This window comes from Streptomyces sp. SCL15-4 (assembly GCF_033366695.1).
In the GTDB taxonomy this organism is placed as follows: domain Bacteria; phylum Actinomycetota; class Actinomycetes; order Streptomycetales; family Streptomycetaceae; genus Streptomyces.
This window is the reverse complement of sequence record NZ_JAOBTQ010000001.1, coordinates 6,012,846-6,026,406: the sequence shown is the minus strand read 5'-3', so window position 1 is coordinate 6,026,406 and position 13,561 is coordinate 6,012,846. Positions and strand designations below refer to the sequence as shown.

At 74.8% G+C, this 13,561-nt stretch carries 9 protein-coding genes and 2 pseudogenes; 8 read left to right on the top strand and 3 right to left on the bottom strand.

Annotation, left to right across the window (positions count from 1 at the left end; genetic code table 11):
• Window positions 1-91 precede the first annotated feature (91 nt).
• From SCK26_RS27020 to SCK26_RS27005, 4 genes are all read left to right on the top strand, one after another.
• Window positions 92-715 carry a GntR family transcriptional regulator gene (locus SCK26_RS27020; RefSeq protein WP_318203931.1) on the top strand — a complete coding sequence of 208 codons (624 nt, stop codon included), beginning with the start codon at window positions 92-94 and terminating at the stop codon, window positions 713-715.
• 259 nt (window positions 716-974) lie between these two features.
• On the top strand, window positions 975-3,677 hold the full coding sequence (aceE, locus tag SCK26_RS27015) for a pyruvate dehydrogenase (acetyl-transferring), homodimeric type (protein WP_318203930.1): 2,703 nt from the start codon (window positions 975-977) through the stop codon (window positions 3,675-3,677).
• 179 nt (window positions 3,678-3,856) lie between these two features.
• A complete protein-coding gene (locus SCK26_RS27010; protein WP_318203929.1) occupies window positions 3,857-4,840 on the top strand; it encodes a helix-turn-helix transcriptional regulator in 984 nt (327 codons plus the stop codon).
• Between the two features lie 58 nt (window positions 4,841-4,898).
• Window positions 4,899-5,417 (top strand): DUF4240 domain-containing protein, encoded by a 519-nt coding sequence (locus SCK26_RS27005; RefSeq protein ID WP_318206100.1) that lies wholly within the window; start codon window positions 4,899-4,901, stop codon window positions 5,415-5,417.
• Window positions 5,418-5,674: 257 nt separating this feature from the next.
• Here SCK26_RS27005 and SCK26_RS27000 read toward each other — a convergent pair.
• Window positions 5,675-6,502, bottom strand: a pseudogene (locus tag SCK26_RS27000) (peptidoglycan recognition protein); the annotation flags it as partial.
• A gap of 107 nt (window positions 6,503-6,609) precedes the next feature.
• Here SCK26_RS27000 and SCK26_RS26995 point away from each other — a divergent pair.
• The gene (locus tag SCK26_RS26995; protein WP_318203928.1) at window positions 6,610-7,794 is read left to right on the top strand and encodes a MarP family serine protease; all 1,185 of its coding nucleotides are present in this window, start codon (window positions 6,610-6,612) and stop codon (window positions 7,792-7,794) included.
• A gap of 10 nt (window positions 7,795-7,804) precedes the next feature.
• Here the strand turns inward: SCK26_RS26995 and SCK26_RS26990 are convergent, their stop codons facing one another.
• The gene (locus SCK26_RS26990; RefSeq protein WP_318203927.1) at window positions 7,805-8,344 is read right to left on the bottom strand and encodes a GNAT family N-acetyltransferase; all 540 of its coding nucleotides are present in this window, start codon (window positions 8,342-8,344) and stop codon (window positions 7,805-7,807) included.
• 74 nt (window positions 8,345-8,418) lie between these two features.
• On the opposite strand from SCK26_RS26990, the gene SCK26_RS26985 reads away from it, so the two are divergent.
• Both SCK26_RS26985 and SCK26_RS26980 read left to right on the top strand, forming a co-directional pair.
• The gene (locus SCK26_RS26985) at window positions 8,419-9,312 is read left to right on the top strand and encodes a TIGR01777 family oxidoreductase (RefSeq protein WP_318203926.1); all 894 of its coding nucleotides are present in this window, start codon (window positions 8,419-8,421) and stop codon (window positions 9,310-9,312) included.
• Between the two features lie 183 nt (window positions 9,313-9,495).
• A pseudogene (locus tag SCK26_RS26980) lies at window positions 9,496-10,916 on the top strand (FAD-dependent oxidoreductase).
• A 79-nt stretch (window positions 10,917-10,995) separates the two neighbouring features.
• On the opposite strand, the gene SCK26_RS26975 reads toward SCK26_RS26980, so the two are convergent.
• On the bottom strand, window positions 10,996-12,459 hold the full coding sequence (locus SCK26_RS26975; RefSeq protein ID WP_318203925.1) for a regulator: 1,464 nt from the start codon (window positions 12,457-12,459) through the stop codon (window positions 10,996-10,998).
• A 239-nt stretch (window positions 12,460-12,698) separates the two neighbouring features.
• Here SCK26_RS26975 and lipB point away from each other — a divergent pair, with 239 nt between their 5' ends.
• Window positions 12,699-13,496 (top strand): lipoyl(octanoyl) transferase LipB, encoded by a 798-nt coding sequence (lipB, locus tag SCK26_RS26970; RefSeq protein WP_318203924.1) that lies wholly within the window; start codon window positions 12,699-12,701, stop codon window positions 13,494-13,496.
• The last annotated feature ends 65 nt before the right edge of the window (window positions 13,497-13,561 follow it).

The following is a 13,561-nucleotide window of genomic DNA, read 5'->3' as shown; positions in this document are numbered from 1 at the left end:
CGCACGCCCTTCCCGTGGCGCGAACCAGCCGTATTGTCTAAACGTCAAAGCCCCCGGGGGCCGCAGGACGGCCCCTCCCTAAGGAGCCGTCATGACCGCGCCCGTCGTCCACTCGCTGCGCGAGCAGATCCGCGAGCACATCGTGGAGGGAATCGTCAGCGGGCGCTGGCAGCCGGGCGAGCGGATCGTGGAGCGGCGGATCGCGACCGAACTGGAGGTCAGCCAGACCCCGGTGCGGGAGGCCCTGCGCGAGCTGGAGTCGCTGCGGCTGATCGAGTCGGCGCCGAACAAGGGCGTACGCGTCCGCAATCTGTCCGCCGCCGACCTGGAGGAGAGCTACCCGGTCCGGGCGGGGCTGGAGGCGATCGCCGCCGAGCTGGCGGCGGAGCGCCTCGCGGAGGACTGCTCGGCGCTGGAACCGCACGTCACGGCCCTGTACGAGGCCGACCGGGAGGCGGACGGCACGGCCCAGGTGCGGCACACGGTCGGCTTCCACCGGGAGCTGGTGCGCGCCGCGCACAACTCGGTGCTGCTGCACACGTGGGAAGGGCTGGGCATCGAGGTCTTCACGGCGCTGTCGATCCGCTGGCTGGGCACCGTCCAGCAGTCGTACGCGGAGGAGCACGAGGAGCTGGTGCAGGCGTTCAAGCGCCGTGATCCGCGGATCGCGGAACTGGTGAAGGCGCATGTGCTGGGCTGCGCGCCGCGCGCCTGACCCAGCCGAGCACACCCACGCTCACCTGCGAAAACCCCTGCAAAAAGCGGCACCGGGTGCCCATTTCCAAGGCACCGGGTGCCTACTTTCCCGGAATCGGGGCTTTTTCTCCCTCTACCCTTTGATCGATCATCGATCAGAGGGTTACAGTCGCCGACGGACTTCCACCGAAGTCCGCTGCCCTGTCCTGCCAAAGACCTAGGGCACCCCCGAACCCTTGACGATGAGGGAACCCCCTTCGACTGAGGAAGGCGGCGACATGACCGACCCCAACGCCATCCAGCCGAGCGCGCTCGACCAGCTCCCGGACCGCGACCCGGAGGAGACCGCCGAATGGCAGGCCTCCCTGGACGCCGTGGCCAGGGAAGCCGGACCGCACCGCGCCGCGTACCTGATGCGCCGCACGCTGGAGCGCGCCGAGGCGGGCGGCATCGCGCTGCCGAAGCTCCTCGAGACGGACTACGTCAACACCATCCCCACCTCCGCGGAGCCGGCCCTGCCCGGTGACCCGGAGATGGAGGCCCGGATCACCGCGTGGAACCGCTGGAACGCGGCGGCCATGGTGACCCGTGGCAGCAAGCACGGCGTCGGCGGCCACATCGCGACCTTCGCCTCCGCCGCCTGGCTGTACGAGACCGGCTTCAACCACTTCTTCAAGGGCAAGGAGGGCGACGGTTCCGGCGACCAGCTGTACATCCAGGGCCACGCCTCCCCGGGCATCTACGCCCGCGCCTTCCTCGACGGCCGCCTGAACGAGGCGCACCTCGACAACTTCCGCCAGGAGGCCGGCGGCAACGGCCTGCCCTCCTACCCGCACCCGCGCCGGCTGCCCTGGCTGTGGGAGTTCCCGACGGTCTCCATGGGCCTCGGCCCGCTGTCGGCGATCTACCAGGCGCGGTTCAACCGCTACCTGACCAACCGCGGCATCAAGGACGTCTCCGCGTCCCACGTCTGGGCCTTCCTCGGCGACGGCGAGATGGACGAGCCGGAGTCGACGGCCGCCCTCGCGCTGGCCGCCCGTGAGGAGCTGGACAACCTCACCTTCGTCATCAACTGCAACCTCCAGCGCCTGGACGGCCCGGTCCGCGCCAACTTCAAGATCGTGCAGGAGCTGGAGGCCCAGTTCCGCGGCGCCGGCTGGAACGTCGTCAAGACGCTGTGGGGTTCGGCCTGGGACGAGCTGTTCGCCCTCGACACCACGGGCGCGCTGGTCCGCCGGCTGCGCGAGGTGCCGGACGCGCAGGTCCAGACGTACCAGACCCGCGACGCCGCCTACATCCGCCAGGACTTCTTCGGCGCGGACCCGGCGCTGGCCGAGATGGCCAAGCTGCTGAGCGACGACAAGATCCTCGAGTGCTTCCACCTCTCGCGCGGCGGTCACGAGGCGAGCAAGGTCTACGCCGCCTACAAGGCCGCCGTCGAGCACAAGGGCGCGCCGACCGTGATCCTGGCCCAGACGGTCAAGGGCCACACCCTCGGCGAGGGCTTCGCGTCGAAGAACGCCAACCACCAGATGAAGAAGCTGACGGTGGACGAGTTCAAGGCGATGCGCGACCGGCTCGGCCTGCCGATCAAGGACAGCGACTTCGTCGACGGCGTGGTGCCCTACGGCCACCCGGGTGCCGACGCCCCCGAGGTGCGCTACCTCCAGGAGCGCCGCGCGGCCCTCGGCGGCCCGGCCCCGGCCCGCCGCACCCACGTCCTGCCCGCGCTGCCGGCCCCGGCCGAGAAGGCGTTCGCCTCCTTCGACAAGGGCTCCGGCTCCCAGAACGTGGCCACCACCATGGCCTTCGTCCGCCTGATCAAGGACCTGGTCCGCGACAAGGAGACGGGCAAGCGCTGGGTGCCGATCGTCCCGGACGAGGCGCGCACCTTCGGCATGGAGAGCCTCTTCCCGTCGCTCGGCATCTACTCGCCCAAGGGCCAGACGTACGAGCCGGTCGACCGCGACCAGCTGATGTACTACAAGGAGGCCGAGAACGGCCAGATCCTCAACGAGGGGATCACCGAGGCCGGTTCGATGGCCGACTTCATCGCCGCTTCGACGTCGTACGCGACGCACGGCGAGGCGATGATCCCGTTCTACATCTTCTACTCGATGTTCGGCTGGCAGCGCACGGCCGACCAGATGTGGCAGCTCGGCGACCAGCTCGGCCGCGGCTTCCTCATCGGCGCGACGGCGGGCCGCACCACCCTGACGGGCGAGGGCCTGCAGCACGCCGACGGCCACTCGCCGGTGATCGCCGCGACCAACCCGGCCGCGCTGACGTACGACCCCGCGTTCGCCTACGAGATCGCGGTGATCGTCCGTGAGGGTCTGCGCCGGATGTACGGCGAGGCCAAGCCGGGCGAGGACCAGAACGTCTTCTACTACCTGACGGTCTACAACGAGCCGCTGCCGCAGCCGGCCAAGCCGCAGGGCCTCGGCATCGACGAGGCCATCGTCAAGGGCCTGTACCGCTTCAACACGGCGGAGTCGGCGGGCATCGCCGTCGCGGCGGGCGCCCCGCGCATCCAGCTGCTGGGCTCGGGTACGGCGATCCACTGGGCCCTGCAGGCGCAGAAGCTGCTGGCCGAGGAGTGGGGCGTGGCCGCGGACGTGTGGTCGGCGACCTCCTGGACCGAGCTGCGCCGGGACGCGCTGGAGGCCGACGCGGCGCTGCTGCGCGGCGAGGACCGCGTGCCGTACGTCCGCCAGGCCCTCCAGGGCGCCGAGGGCCCGGTCCTCGCGGTGTCGGACTACATGCGCCAGGTACCGGACCAGATCGCGCAGTGGGTCGAGCAGGACTGGTCCTCGCTGGGCGCCGACGGCTTCGGTCTGTCGGACACCCGTGAGGCCGCCCGCCGTCACTTCGGCGTCGACGCCGAGTCGATCGTCGTGGCCGCCCTCGCCCAGCTCGCCCGCCGCGGCGAGGTCAAGGCGACGGCCGTCAAGGAGGCCCGGGAGAAGTACGGCCTGTAAGAGGGCCGGCGGCCGGTGACGGTACGGTCCGGCACCGCCGGGCCGGACCGTCGCGGCCGAGCGCCGGCGCGGCGGACGGCAGGGCGCGCCCCCGCGAGGGGTGCGGGCGCCCTGCCGTCCGCCGCGCTTGTCTTTACCGCGCGGCCCGCGCTGTCGGTGCCGTTCGGCATCATGAGCGCATGCGTGCGGCCCGGCTCATCAAGATGGTTCTGCTCCTCCAGTCACGGCCGGTCATGACCGCCGCCGAACTGGCCCGGGAGCTGGAGGTGTCGGAGCGGACCGTGACGCGGGACGCCCAGGCGCTGTCGGAGGCGGGCGTGCCGGTGTACGCGGACCGGGGGCGGGCCGGAGGGTACCGGCTGGTCGGCGGGTACCGGACGCGGCTGACCGGGCTGGCCCGCGGCGAGGCCGAGGCGCTGTTCCTGAGCGGGGTGCCGGGGGCGCTGCGGGAGATGGGGCTCCAGGACGCCGCCTCGGCGGCCCGGCTGAAGGTGTCGGCGGCCCTGCTGCCCTCGCTGCGGGACGCCCCGGACACCGCCGCGCAGCGCTTCCACCTGGACGCGCCCGCCTGGTTCCGGGAGCCGGTGACGCCCGCGCCGCTGCCGGTGCTCGCCGAGGCGGTGTGGGACGACGGCCGGGTCCTCGCCCGGTACCGGCGCGGCCAGGACACGGTGGAGCGGCGGCTGGAGCCGTACGGGCTCGTGCTGAAGGCCGGCGTCTGGTACCTGTGCGCGCGGGTCGCCGGCGGCGGTTCCTTCCGGACGTACCGGATCGACCGGTTCACCGCCGTGGACGCGCTGGACGAACGCTTCGACCGCGATCCGGGGTTCGATCTGCCCGGTTTCTGGGCGGAGCAGGCCGAGCGGTTCGCCCGCTCGATCCTGCGCGCCGAGGTCGTCGTACGGCTCTCCCCGGAGGGAGTGCGCCGGCTGCCGCACGCCGTCGATCCGCTCGCCGCGCGGACGGCCCTCGCGGAGCCGGGAGCGCCGGACGCGGCGGGCCGGGTGACGGTGACGCTGCCGGTGGAGTCGGAGGAGGTCGCGTACGAGCAGCTGACCGCGCTCGGCCCGGAGGCCGAGGTGCTGGCGCCGGCCGCGCTGCGCGAACGGTTCGCCGCGGACGCGGCCCGCGCCGCCGCCCTGTACCACGCCGGGGACGGCTGAGCGAGTCCGCCGTACTCCGGGTGCGTGCCACCGGGTCAGGCCCGATGCTGGTGGCGTGATGGACGAGACGGAGTTCTGGGAGCTGATCGACTCCACCCGGGAGGCCGCCGGGGGTGACCCCGAGGACCAGGCCGACCTGCTCGTGGAGCGGCTTCTCGCGCTGGACCCGGAACGGGTCCTGGACTTCGCCCGCCACTTCGAGGCCCGCTACAACCGCGCCTACCGCTGGGACCTGTGGGGAGCCGCCTGGCTGCTGCTGGACGGGTGCAGCGACGACGCGTTCGACTTCTTCCGGTGCTGGCTGATCGGGCAGGGCCGGGAGGTCTTCGAGGGGGCCCTGCACGACCCGGACGCGCTGGCCGGGCTGCTGGGCGAGTTCGACGAGGAGATCGACGGCGACGGCGAGGAGCTGGGCTACGCGGCGGACGAGGCGTACGAGCAGCTGACCGGCACGGTCGCGCCCGACCTGGGCCTCGCCCCGCCGCCGGCCGAGCCGGAGGGCACACCGCCGGACCTGGAGGACGACCGGGTGCTCGCCGAGCGCTTCCCCCGGCTGTGGGAACGGCTGCGGACATGACGGCCACGTCGTGCGGGGCCGTACGTGGCCCGACGCGCGCCGCTACCGGTGCCACGGGGGCCGAGCACGGCTGCAGGGCACGTGCCCGGCCGGGCCGCCTGTCGTCAGGGGCGTTTCCCGTGCTTCCCGGCTCCGGTCGGCTCGGCCCGGCGTGTGCCCGTGCCGGTGCCGGAGACGGCCGTGGGACGGGGAACGGGCGGGCTGTGGGACGTGCGGGGCCGCGGGGTGAGGTGCGGGCGGTGGGCGGTGGTGGCCGGGCGGCCCTGGAGCAGGGCGGCCCGCTCCCGGATGGCCGGGAGGCGGGCGGTGAGGGCCGCGCCGGGGCAGCTGGTGCGGAATCCGGCGTCGTGGCCGGCGAGGGCGGGCAGGGTGGCGGTGGCGCCCGTCCCGTAGCGGCTCTGGCCGCTGCTGGAGACCAGCCGGGCCCGGCCGCGCGGGTCGATGTCGGCGAGGCCGAGCTTCCAGGCCGCGAGGGCGGCGATGGCGTCGGTCATGGCGCGGGGCACGGGCACGCCGGCGGTGAAGGTGCCGAGCGCGGCGATGCCGGCGGTGCGGTGGTTGAAGCCCTGGGTGTGGGCGCCGGTGACGGCCCGGTCGATGCCTCCGGCGCGGCCCTCGTAGATGGTGCCGCAGCGGTCGACGAGGAAGTTGTAGCCGATGTCGTCCCAGTGCCGGGCGCCGGTCTGGCCCGCGTACAGGCCGCGGATGATGCGCGGCGTGTCGGCGCAGGCGTAGCCGTTGGGCGAGTCGGTGTGGTGCAGGAAGACGGCGACCACCTTGTCGTCGTAGCGCGGCGGCGGCTGGGCGTGCCCGGTGACGCGGTCCAGCCAGCCGGAGCGCGGCACGATGCGCGGCCGGACGGCCCGGTGTCCGACGGGCGGCCGGGCACCGGCGGCGGGACGGTCGGGGCGGGAGACGGCGGCGTCCTCGCCGCCTCGGGCGCACAGGACCAGCGCGCCGACGGCGAGCAGCCCGGGCAGGCAGCCGAGCAGCACCAGCAGCGCACCGGGTGTCCGCCGCGCGGGACAGGGGGTCCCCGCGGCCGGCCGTGCCGGGGCCCGCGGGGCTCTTCGCAGGACACGCATGACGCCACTGTCAAGCCGCCGGGCCGTAGCCGCGACGCGCGCTCTGCCACCTGGCGGAACGCTCGTCCCGGCAGGGGGATCCGGGGGCCTGGAGAAAGGCTGTTCCCGTGAACCGGCTGGATCTGCTGCTCGCTGTGGTGACCGTCTGCTTCGCCCTGTCGGGATACCGGCGCGGGCTGGTGGCCGGGTGTGTCTCGCTGGCCGGGTTCGTGGGCGGCGCGGCCGTCGGGGTGTGGCTGCTGCCGTGGGCGGCGGGCCAGGTGGCGCGGGGTTCGACGGCGGCGACGGGGCTCGCGGCGGCGACGGTGCTGGGGCCGGCGCTGCTGGGGCGCGCGCTGGCGGGCCGGGCGGCGCGGCGGCTGCGCGCGCGGATGGACCGGGGCCCGCTGCGGGTCGTGGACGGCGTCGGAGGCGCGGCGGCGAGCGGGGGCGCGGTGCTGGTGGTGGCCTGGGTGGCGGCGAGTGTGCTGAGCGTGGCGCCCGCGCCGGCGCTGTCGGCGGCGGTCCGGGACTCGGCGCTGCTGGGCGCGGTGCAGCAGCGGATGCCCGGGACCGCGCCGGCCTGGTTCTCGCGGGCCACGGCCGCGCTGGTGGAGGCGGGTCTGCCGCGGGTGTCCGACCCGTTCGGGAGCCGGCCGGCGGCCGGGGTGGCCCGGCCGCCGGGCGACGACGTCAGCCCGGCCGCGTCGAACGCGGCCCGGCACAGCACGGTGAAGATCGAGGGGGCCGCGGGCGCCGAGGGCCGGGAGGGCACCGGGTTCGTGTTCGCCTCCCGGCGGGTGCTGACCAACGCGCACGTGGTGGCCGGCATCGACCGCCCGGGCGTACGGGTCGGCGGCACCGGACGGTCGTACCCGGCCCGCGTGGTGTTCTTCGACCCGGGCCGGGACGTGGCGGTGCTGTACGTGCCCGGGCTGCGCGCCCCGGCGCTGCGGTTCGCGCCGGACGCCGGGCGCGGGGACCCGGCGGTGGTGGCGGGCTATCCGCAGAACGGGGGCCTGGACCTGCGGGCGGCGACGGTCACGAGCCGGGTGCGGGCGATCGGCGCTGACATCTACAGCGAGCACACGGTCACCCGGGAGGTCTACACGCTGCGGGCCACGGTCCGGCCGGGCGACTCCGGCGCCCCGCTGCTGGCCCCGGACGGCCGGGTGCTCGGGATGGTCTTCGCCCGGTCCGCCTCGGACGACGGGACGGGGTACGCGCTGACGGCGGCCGAGGTGACGGGCGACGCCCGGCGCGCGGCCACGGCGACGGCACCGGTGGACACGGGCGACTTGGTCGCCGCCTAGCGCCCCGGGGTCACAGGAACCGGCCCATGCACACGTCGTCGACGTAGCGGCCGTCGACGAGGAACTCCTCGGGCAGCACGCCCTCCACGGCGAACCCCTCCGACTCGTACAGCGCCCGGGCCGGAGTGTTGTGCCCGAGCACGCGCAGGGTCAGGCGCCGGGCGCCGCGTTCGCGCGCGCGGTCCGCGGCGGCCCGGATCAGCGCCCGCCCGACGCCCCGGCCGCGCGCCTCCTCGGCGACGGCGAACCCCTGGATCTGCAGGACGTGCGCGTTGGCGGCGAGCGGAGTGGGGTGGGCGAGGCGGATGTAGCCGAGGAGGCGTCCGCCGGCCCGGGCGTCCCCGTTCTGGGCGTTCTCGGCGTCCCCGGCGTCCTCGGCGTCCTCGGCGACGAGGAAGTCCTCCGGGCGGTGCCGGTCGTCGAAGAAGGGCGGGTACGGCGGCCGCGGGCGGGGCATGACGGCGTGCAGGGTGGACCAGGTGGCCCGGTCGAGGACGGCGAGTTCGTCCTCGTCGCCGGCCTGGGCGGTGCGTATGGAGGGCTCGGGCATGACGATCACCCTACGACGCGCGGTCCGGGCGTCCAGCGGGTTTCCGGGGGCCGGGTGGGGTCATGCTGGGGGCCATGGAACGTTCACGTATCGCGGTGGCCGGCGCGTCCGGTCTCATCGGCGGCGCTCTGGTGCGGTCCCTGACCGCGGACGGACACGAGGTGGTGCGGCTGGTGCGCCGGGCGCCCCGGGGCCCGGACGAGGTCCGCTGGGACCCGGAGCGGGGCCGGGTCGACGCGGCCGGGCTGGCCGGGTGCGAGGTGGTGGTCAATCTGGCGGCGGCCGGCGTGGGCGACCGGCGCTGGACCCCGGAGTACAAGCGGGTGCTGCGGGACAGCCGGGTGCTGGGCACGGCCGCGCTCGCCGAGGCGGTGGCCTCGCTGCCGAAACCGCCCCGGGCCTTCCTGAACGGCAGCGCGATCGGCTTCTACGGCGACACCGGCGAGCGGGTGGTGGACGAGGACGCGCCCGCGGGAGACGGCTTCCTGGCCCGGCTGTGCGTGGAGTGGGAGGGGGCCGCGGCGCCCGCCGAGGAGGCCGGGGTGCGGACGGTGTTCCTGCGCACCGGTCTGGTGGTGGCCCGCGGCGGCGGTGCCTGGGGGCGGCTGTTCCCGCTGTTCCGGGCGGGTCTCGGCGGGCGGCTGGGTGACGGGCGGCAGTACTGGTCGTACATCGCGCTGCACGACGAGGTGGCCGCGATCCGGCATCTGATCGACCGCGAGGACCTGTCCGGCCCGTTCGACCTGACGGCCCCGCAGCCGCTGACGAACCGGGAGATCACGGCGGCGATGGGCCGGGTGCTGCGCCGGCCGGCGGTGTGCGCGGTGCCCGCCGGCGTGCTGCGGGCGGTGCTCGGGGAGATGGCCGGGGATGTGCTGGGCAGTCAGCGGGTGGTGCCCACGCGGCTGCTGGAGTCGGGCTTCCGGTTCGCGTTCCCGGGCATCGAGGACGCGATCCGCGCGGCGTAGTGAGCCGGTTGACAACAAGGGCACACAAAAGTGACCGTATGCGACCTCCATGCGACCGTGCCCTGTTGATGCGCGACTCCTCCTGACCGATCACGGCCCTAACCTCGATCCGAACTCGGGTATCCGTGGCGCCAGTCGGAGGCATGACTCCTCCGCCGGCCGCGTAACCACAGGAGGGGCCTCGTGCTTGAGCCCGCGTACCAGGCGGACGTCGTCATCGTGGGGGCCGGCGTCGCCGGCCTCTCCGCCGCCCACCGGCTGACCAGCGCCGGAGTCACCACCACGGTCCTGGAGGCCGCCCCGTACGTCGGCGGCCGCATGTCGACGGAGAAGGTCGACGGCTTCCGGCTCGACCGCGTCGGACAGCTGCTGTCCACGTCCTGTCCCGAACTGCGGCTGACCCCGGGCCTGGCCGGGCTGGCCGTGCGCCGCTTCGCGCCGGGCGTGCTGCTGCACCGCGACGGCTGCCTCCAGCGCGCGGGCACGCCGGCGGTCGGCGGGAGCGCGCGGGGCGCACGGGGCGCACTCCACGCGGTGCGCGCCTTCGCCGGCCCGCCCAGGGCCACGGCGGCCCGGGCCACCGCGGCCCGGGCCGCGACCGGCCGGGGTACGACGGTCACGCCCGGCCGCGTCGGCGCGGCGCCGGTGGGCGGCGCGGTGGACCAGGCCCGGCTGGGCGCCGCGCTCGGCCGGCTCGCGGCGACCCCGTCGAGCGCGTCCTCGCCCGTCCCGAGCTGCCCGCCGCCCAGGCGCTGGCCCGGCGCGGGGTGCCGGCGCGCACCATCGACGGCTTCCTGCGCCCGCTGCTGGCCGCGCTGCTGTGCGACCCGGAGCTGACCACGTCCAGCCGGTACGCCGACCTGGCGCTGCGCACCTTCGCGAGCGGCCGGCTGTGCGTGCCGGAGGGCGGCGCGGAGACGGTGCCGCAGATGCTGGCCCGGACGCTGCCGCCGGGCACGGTGCACACCGGGGTGCGGGTGACCTCGGTGTCCACGACCTCGGTGACCACCGCCGAGCACGGCGAGATCCGCTGCCGGGCGGTGCTGCTGGCCACCGACGCGCTGGCCGCGGCGGAGCTGCTGCCCGGGCTCCGGGTGCCGGACTTCCATCCGGTGACCGTGGTCCACCACACCACGGACGAGCCCGCGGAGGCGTTCGCGACCGGCGCCTCGCTGCTGCTGGACGCGGACCGGGGCGGGCCGGTGGCGCACACGGCGGTGCTCAGCACCGTGGACCCGGGCCGGGCCCCGGCCGGCCGGGTGCTGATCTCCTCGACCGTGCTGGGCCCGCCGCCGGAGGGCGTCGACACCGCCGTCCGCATCCACCTCTCCCGCCTCTACGGCACCTCCACGCGCCGCTGGGAGACGCTGGCCGTGCACCACACCCCCGAGGCGGTCCCGGCCATGCGTCCGCCGCACGACCCGCGCCGTCCGGTACGCCTCCTGGCGGGCCTGTACGTCTGCGGCGACCACCGCGACACCAGCACCGTGCAGGGCGCACTGCGCTCCGCCCGCCGGGCGACGTCGGCCATCCTGGCGGACCTGGGCGCGGCGGGCCCGATGCACCGCGCGGACCCGGCCCCGACGCTGCCGAGGGCGGCGTGAGACGCGACGGGCCCCAGGGCCTGTCCGACCATTCGCGTCGTCGCCCGAAGCGCGGCAGACGGGAATGGTCAGACAGGCCCTAGCCCAGCGCCGCGACCTTCTCCCGGTAGCTGCGCACCGGCGCCGCGTCCCGGTACGGCTCCAGCCGGCGTTCGAAGTCCTTCACGTACTCCACCGCGCGAGCGGACCGCATCTCCGCCGCCTGCCCGGCGGCCTCCGCCGCCAGCACGCACGCCTGGTCGAGTTCGCCGAGGCCGAGCCGCGCGGTGGCGAGGACGACCCGGCAGAACAGCCGGCTGCGGGCGTGGACCGGCGCCCGCAGCTGGAGCGCGCGCTCGGCGTGCTGCGCGGCGGCACGGTACTGCTGGAGGTCGCGGTGGCAGTGCCCGAACTCGTCGGCGAGCTGTGCCTCGTCGAAGAACCGGGCCCAGTACGGCACCTCGTCCCCGGGCCGGGCCGCCTCCAGCGCGCGCTCGGCCCGGATCTGCGCCGCGGTGCACGCCCGGATCTCGCCCAGGACGGCGTGCGCCCGCGCCTCGGAGGCGTGCAGCAGCGCCTGGACGACGGGCGGAGCACCGCTGCCCACGCCCTGCTGGGCGACCCGGGTCAGCTGCACGGCCTCCCTGCCGTGGCCGAGGTAGACGGCCTGGCGGCTCATGGTGACCAGGACGTAGGAGCCGTAGGCCCGGTCGCCGGCGGCCTGGGCGAGCCGCAGGGCCTGCACGAAGTAGCGCTGGGCGAGTCCGTGCGCGGCGATGTCGTACGACGTCCAGCCCGCGAGCCGGGTCAGGTCGGCGGCGGCGCCGAACAGCCGGCGGCCGGTCTGCTCGCCGTAGCTGCCGCGGAGCATCGGCTCGCACTCGTGTTCCAGGTAGCGCACGAGTGCCTGCCGGGCGTGGCCGCCGCCGAACCGGTCGTCCAGGGTGCGGAACAGCTCGCCGACCGAGCGCAGCGCGCCGATGTCGCCGGCGGTGACCCGGTGGCCGGGAGCGCGTTCGGCGCGGGCCCGGGCCACGGCCGCCGCCCCGAGCGGGAGCGGCGGCCTGGCCACGCCGGGACGGCCCTGCGGCGGCACCCGGGGCCCCGGCTCGCGGGCCACCCGGTCGTCGGGCTTGCCGATCAGCCAGTCGCGGCTGGGCACGACCAGGCCTGCCGGGGTGAAGGCGATCTTGCGCAGCTCGGCGTGGCTGCCGGAGTCCTTGCGCCACAGGCCGCTGACGATGTCGACGGCCTCCTCCGGGGTGGCCGCGAACTCCAGCCCGGCGTACACCGGCGCACAGGAGTCCAGGCCGAGATCCTGGGCGGTGAGCCGGCGGCCCAGCCGGCGGGTGAACACCTCGGCGATCAGGGCCGGGGTCGTCCCGCGCGGCTGCTGTCCGCGCAGCCAGCGGGTGACCGACGTCTTGTCGTATCTGAGGTCCAGCCCGTGTTCCAGACCGAGCTGATCGACGCGACGGGCCAGACCCGCGTTGGAGAACCCCGCTTCTGCGATGAGCGCGGCGAGCTGGCGGTTGGGGGTGCGCTGCGCGGGTCGGTCCGTCATCTGCGGTGCGGTCTCCTGCCTTCCGGGCCTGTCGACGTGCCCGGATTGCCTTTGAGCAGCCCTTATGGCTCACGAACGGCGCGAATGTAGCGGAGAGTGAGCAGACGATCACACACTTCGCCGCTCATTCATCCGTTCGTGTGAGGAACGCCCGCACAGCTGACCTGTGGGGGTCGGACGTACAGTGGCGTGGGCGCGATACATGCCTGACACACCCATCGCCGAGGGAGGCGCTTGCCGTGAGTGAGTTGCGGTTCGTCCGCAGGGGATTCGGTGCCGATGCCGTCGACTACCAGGAGGCCTGGGACGAGCAGCGCCGGATCCACGCGGCCCGGTTCGCCGACGAGGTCCCCGACACCGTGATCCTCCTGGAACACCCCCCGGTGTACACGGCCGGCCGGCGCACCGAGGACAGCGAGCGCCCGCTGGACGGCACCCCGGTCATCGACGTGGACCGCGGCGGCAAGATCACCTGGCACGGCCCGGGCCAGCTGGTGGGCTACCCGATCCAGAAGCTGCCCCGCCCGGTGGACGTGGTCGCGCACGTGCGGCGGCTGGAGGAGGCGCTCATCCGCACCTGCGCCGAGTTCGGCCTGGAGACCACCCGGGTCGAGGGCCGCAGCGGCGTATGGGTGCTCGGCGACCCGGTCGAGCGGCGGCCCGCGCTCGGGGGCCTCTCCCTGGACTTCGACCCGCGCCTGACCGACGAGGAGTTCGACCCCCGGCTCAACGGCCCCGAGTACGCGCCCTCCAACGCGGGCCAGCGGCGCGAGGACCGCAAGATCGCGCAGATCGGCATCCGGGTGGCCAAGGGCGTCACGATGCACGGCTTCTCGTTCAACGTGAACCCGGACATGAAGTGGTTCGACCGGATCATCCCGTGCGGCATCCGCGACGCGGGCGTGGCCTCCCTCGCGGGCGAGCTGGGCCGGGACGTCACCATCGAGGAGGTCGTGCCGGTCGTGGAGAGGCACCTCGGGGACGTCCTGGAGAACGCGGACCTCAAGCCCCGGGAGATCGAGAAGGCTTCCGCCTGATCACCGGCGCCGGGAATGTGCCCTGTGGTCGCGAGGTTGGTCTCACCGGCAGGGCGCAATGAGCA

Bases quoted from the DNA above. Each gene is read 5' to 3' on its own strand.
- SCK26_RS26990 (WP_318203927.1), bottom strand. From the start codon at position 8,344: ATGCCCGAGCCCTCCATACGCACCGCCCAGGCCGGCGACGAGGACGAA.
- aceE (WP_318203930.1), top strand. From the start codon at position 975: ATGACCGACCCCAACGCCATCCAGCCGAGCGCGCTCGACCAGCTCCCG.
- SCK26_RS27020 (WP_318203931.1), top strand. From the start codon at position 92: ATGACCGCGCCCGTCGTCCACTCGCTGCGCGAGCAGATCCGCGAGCAC.
- SCK26_RS27010 (WP_318203929.1), top strand. From the start codon at position 3,857: ATGCGTGCGGCCCGGCTCATCAAGATGGTTCTGCTCCTCCAGTCACGG.
- SCK26_RS26975 (WP_318203925.1), bottom strand. From the start codon at position 12,459: ATGACGGACCGACCCGCGCAGCGCACCCCCAACCGCCAGCTCGCCGCG.
- SCK26_RS26985 (WP_318203926.1), top strand. From the start codon at position 8,419: ATGGAACGTTCACGTATCGCGGTGGCCGGCGCGTCCGGTCTCATCGGC.
- SCK26_RS27005 (WP_318206100.1), top strand. From the start codon at position 4,899: ATGGACGAGACGGAGTTCTGGGAGCTGATCGACTCCACCCGGGAGGCC.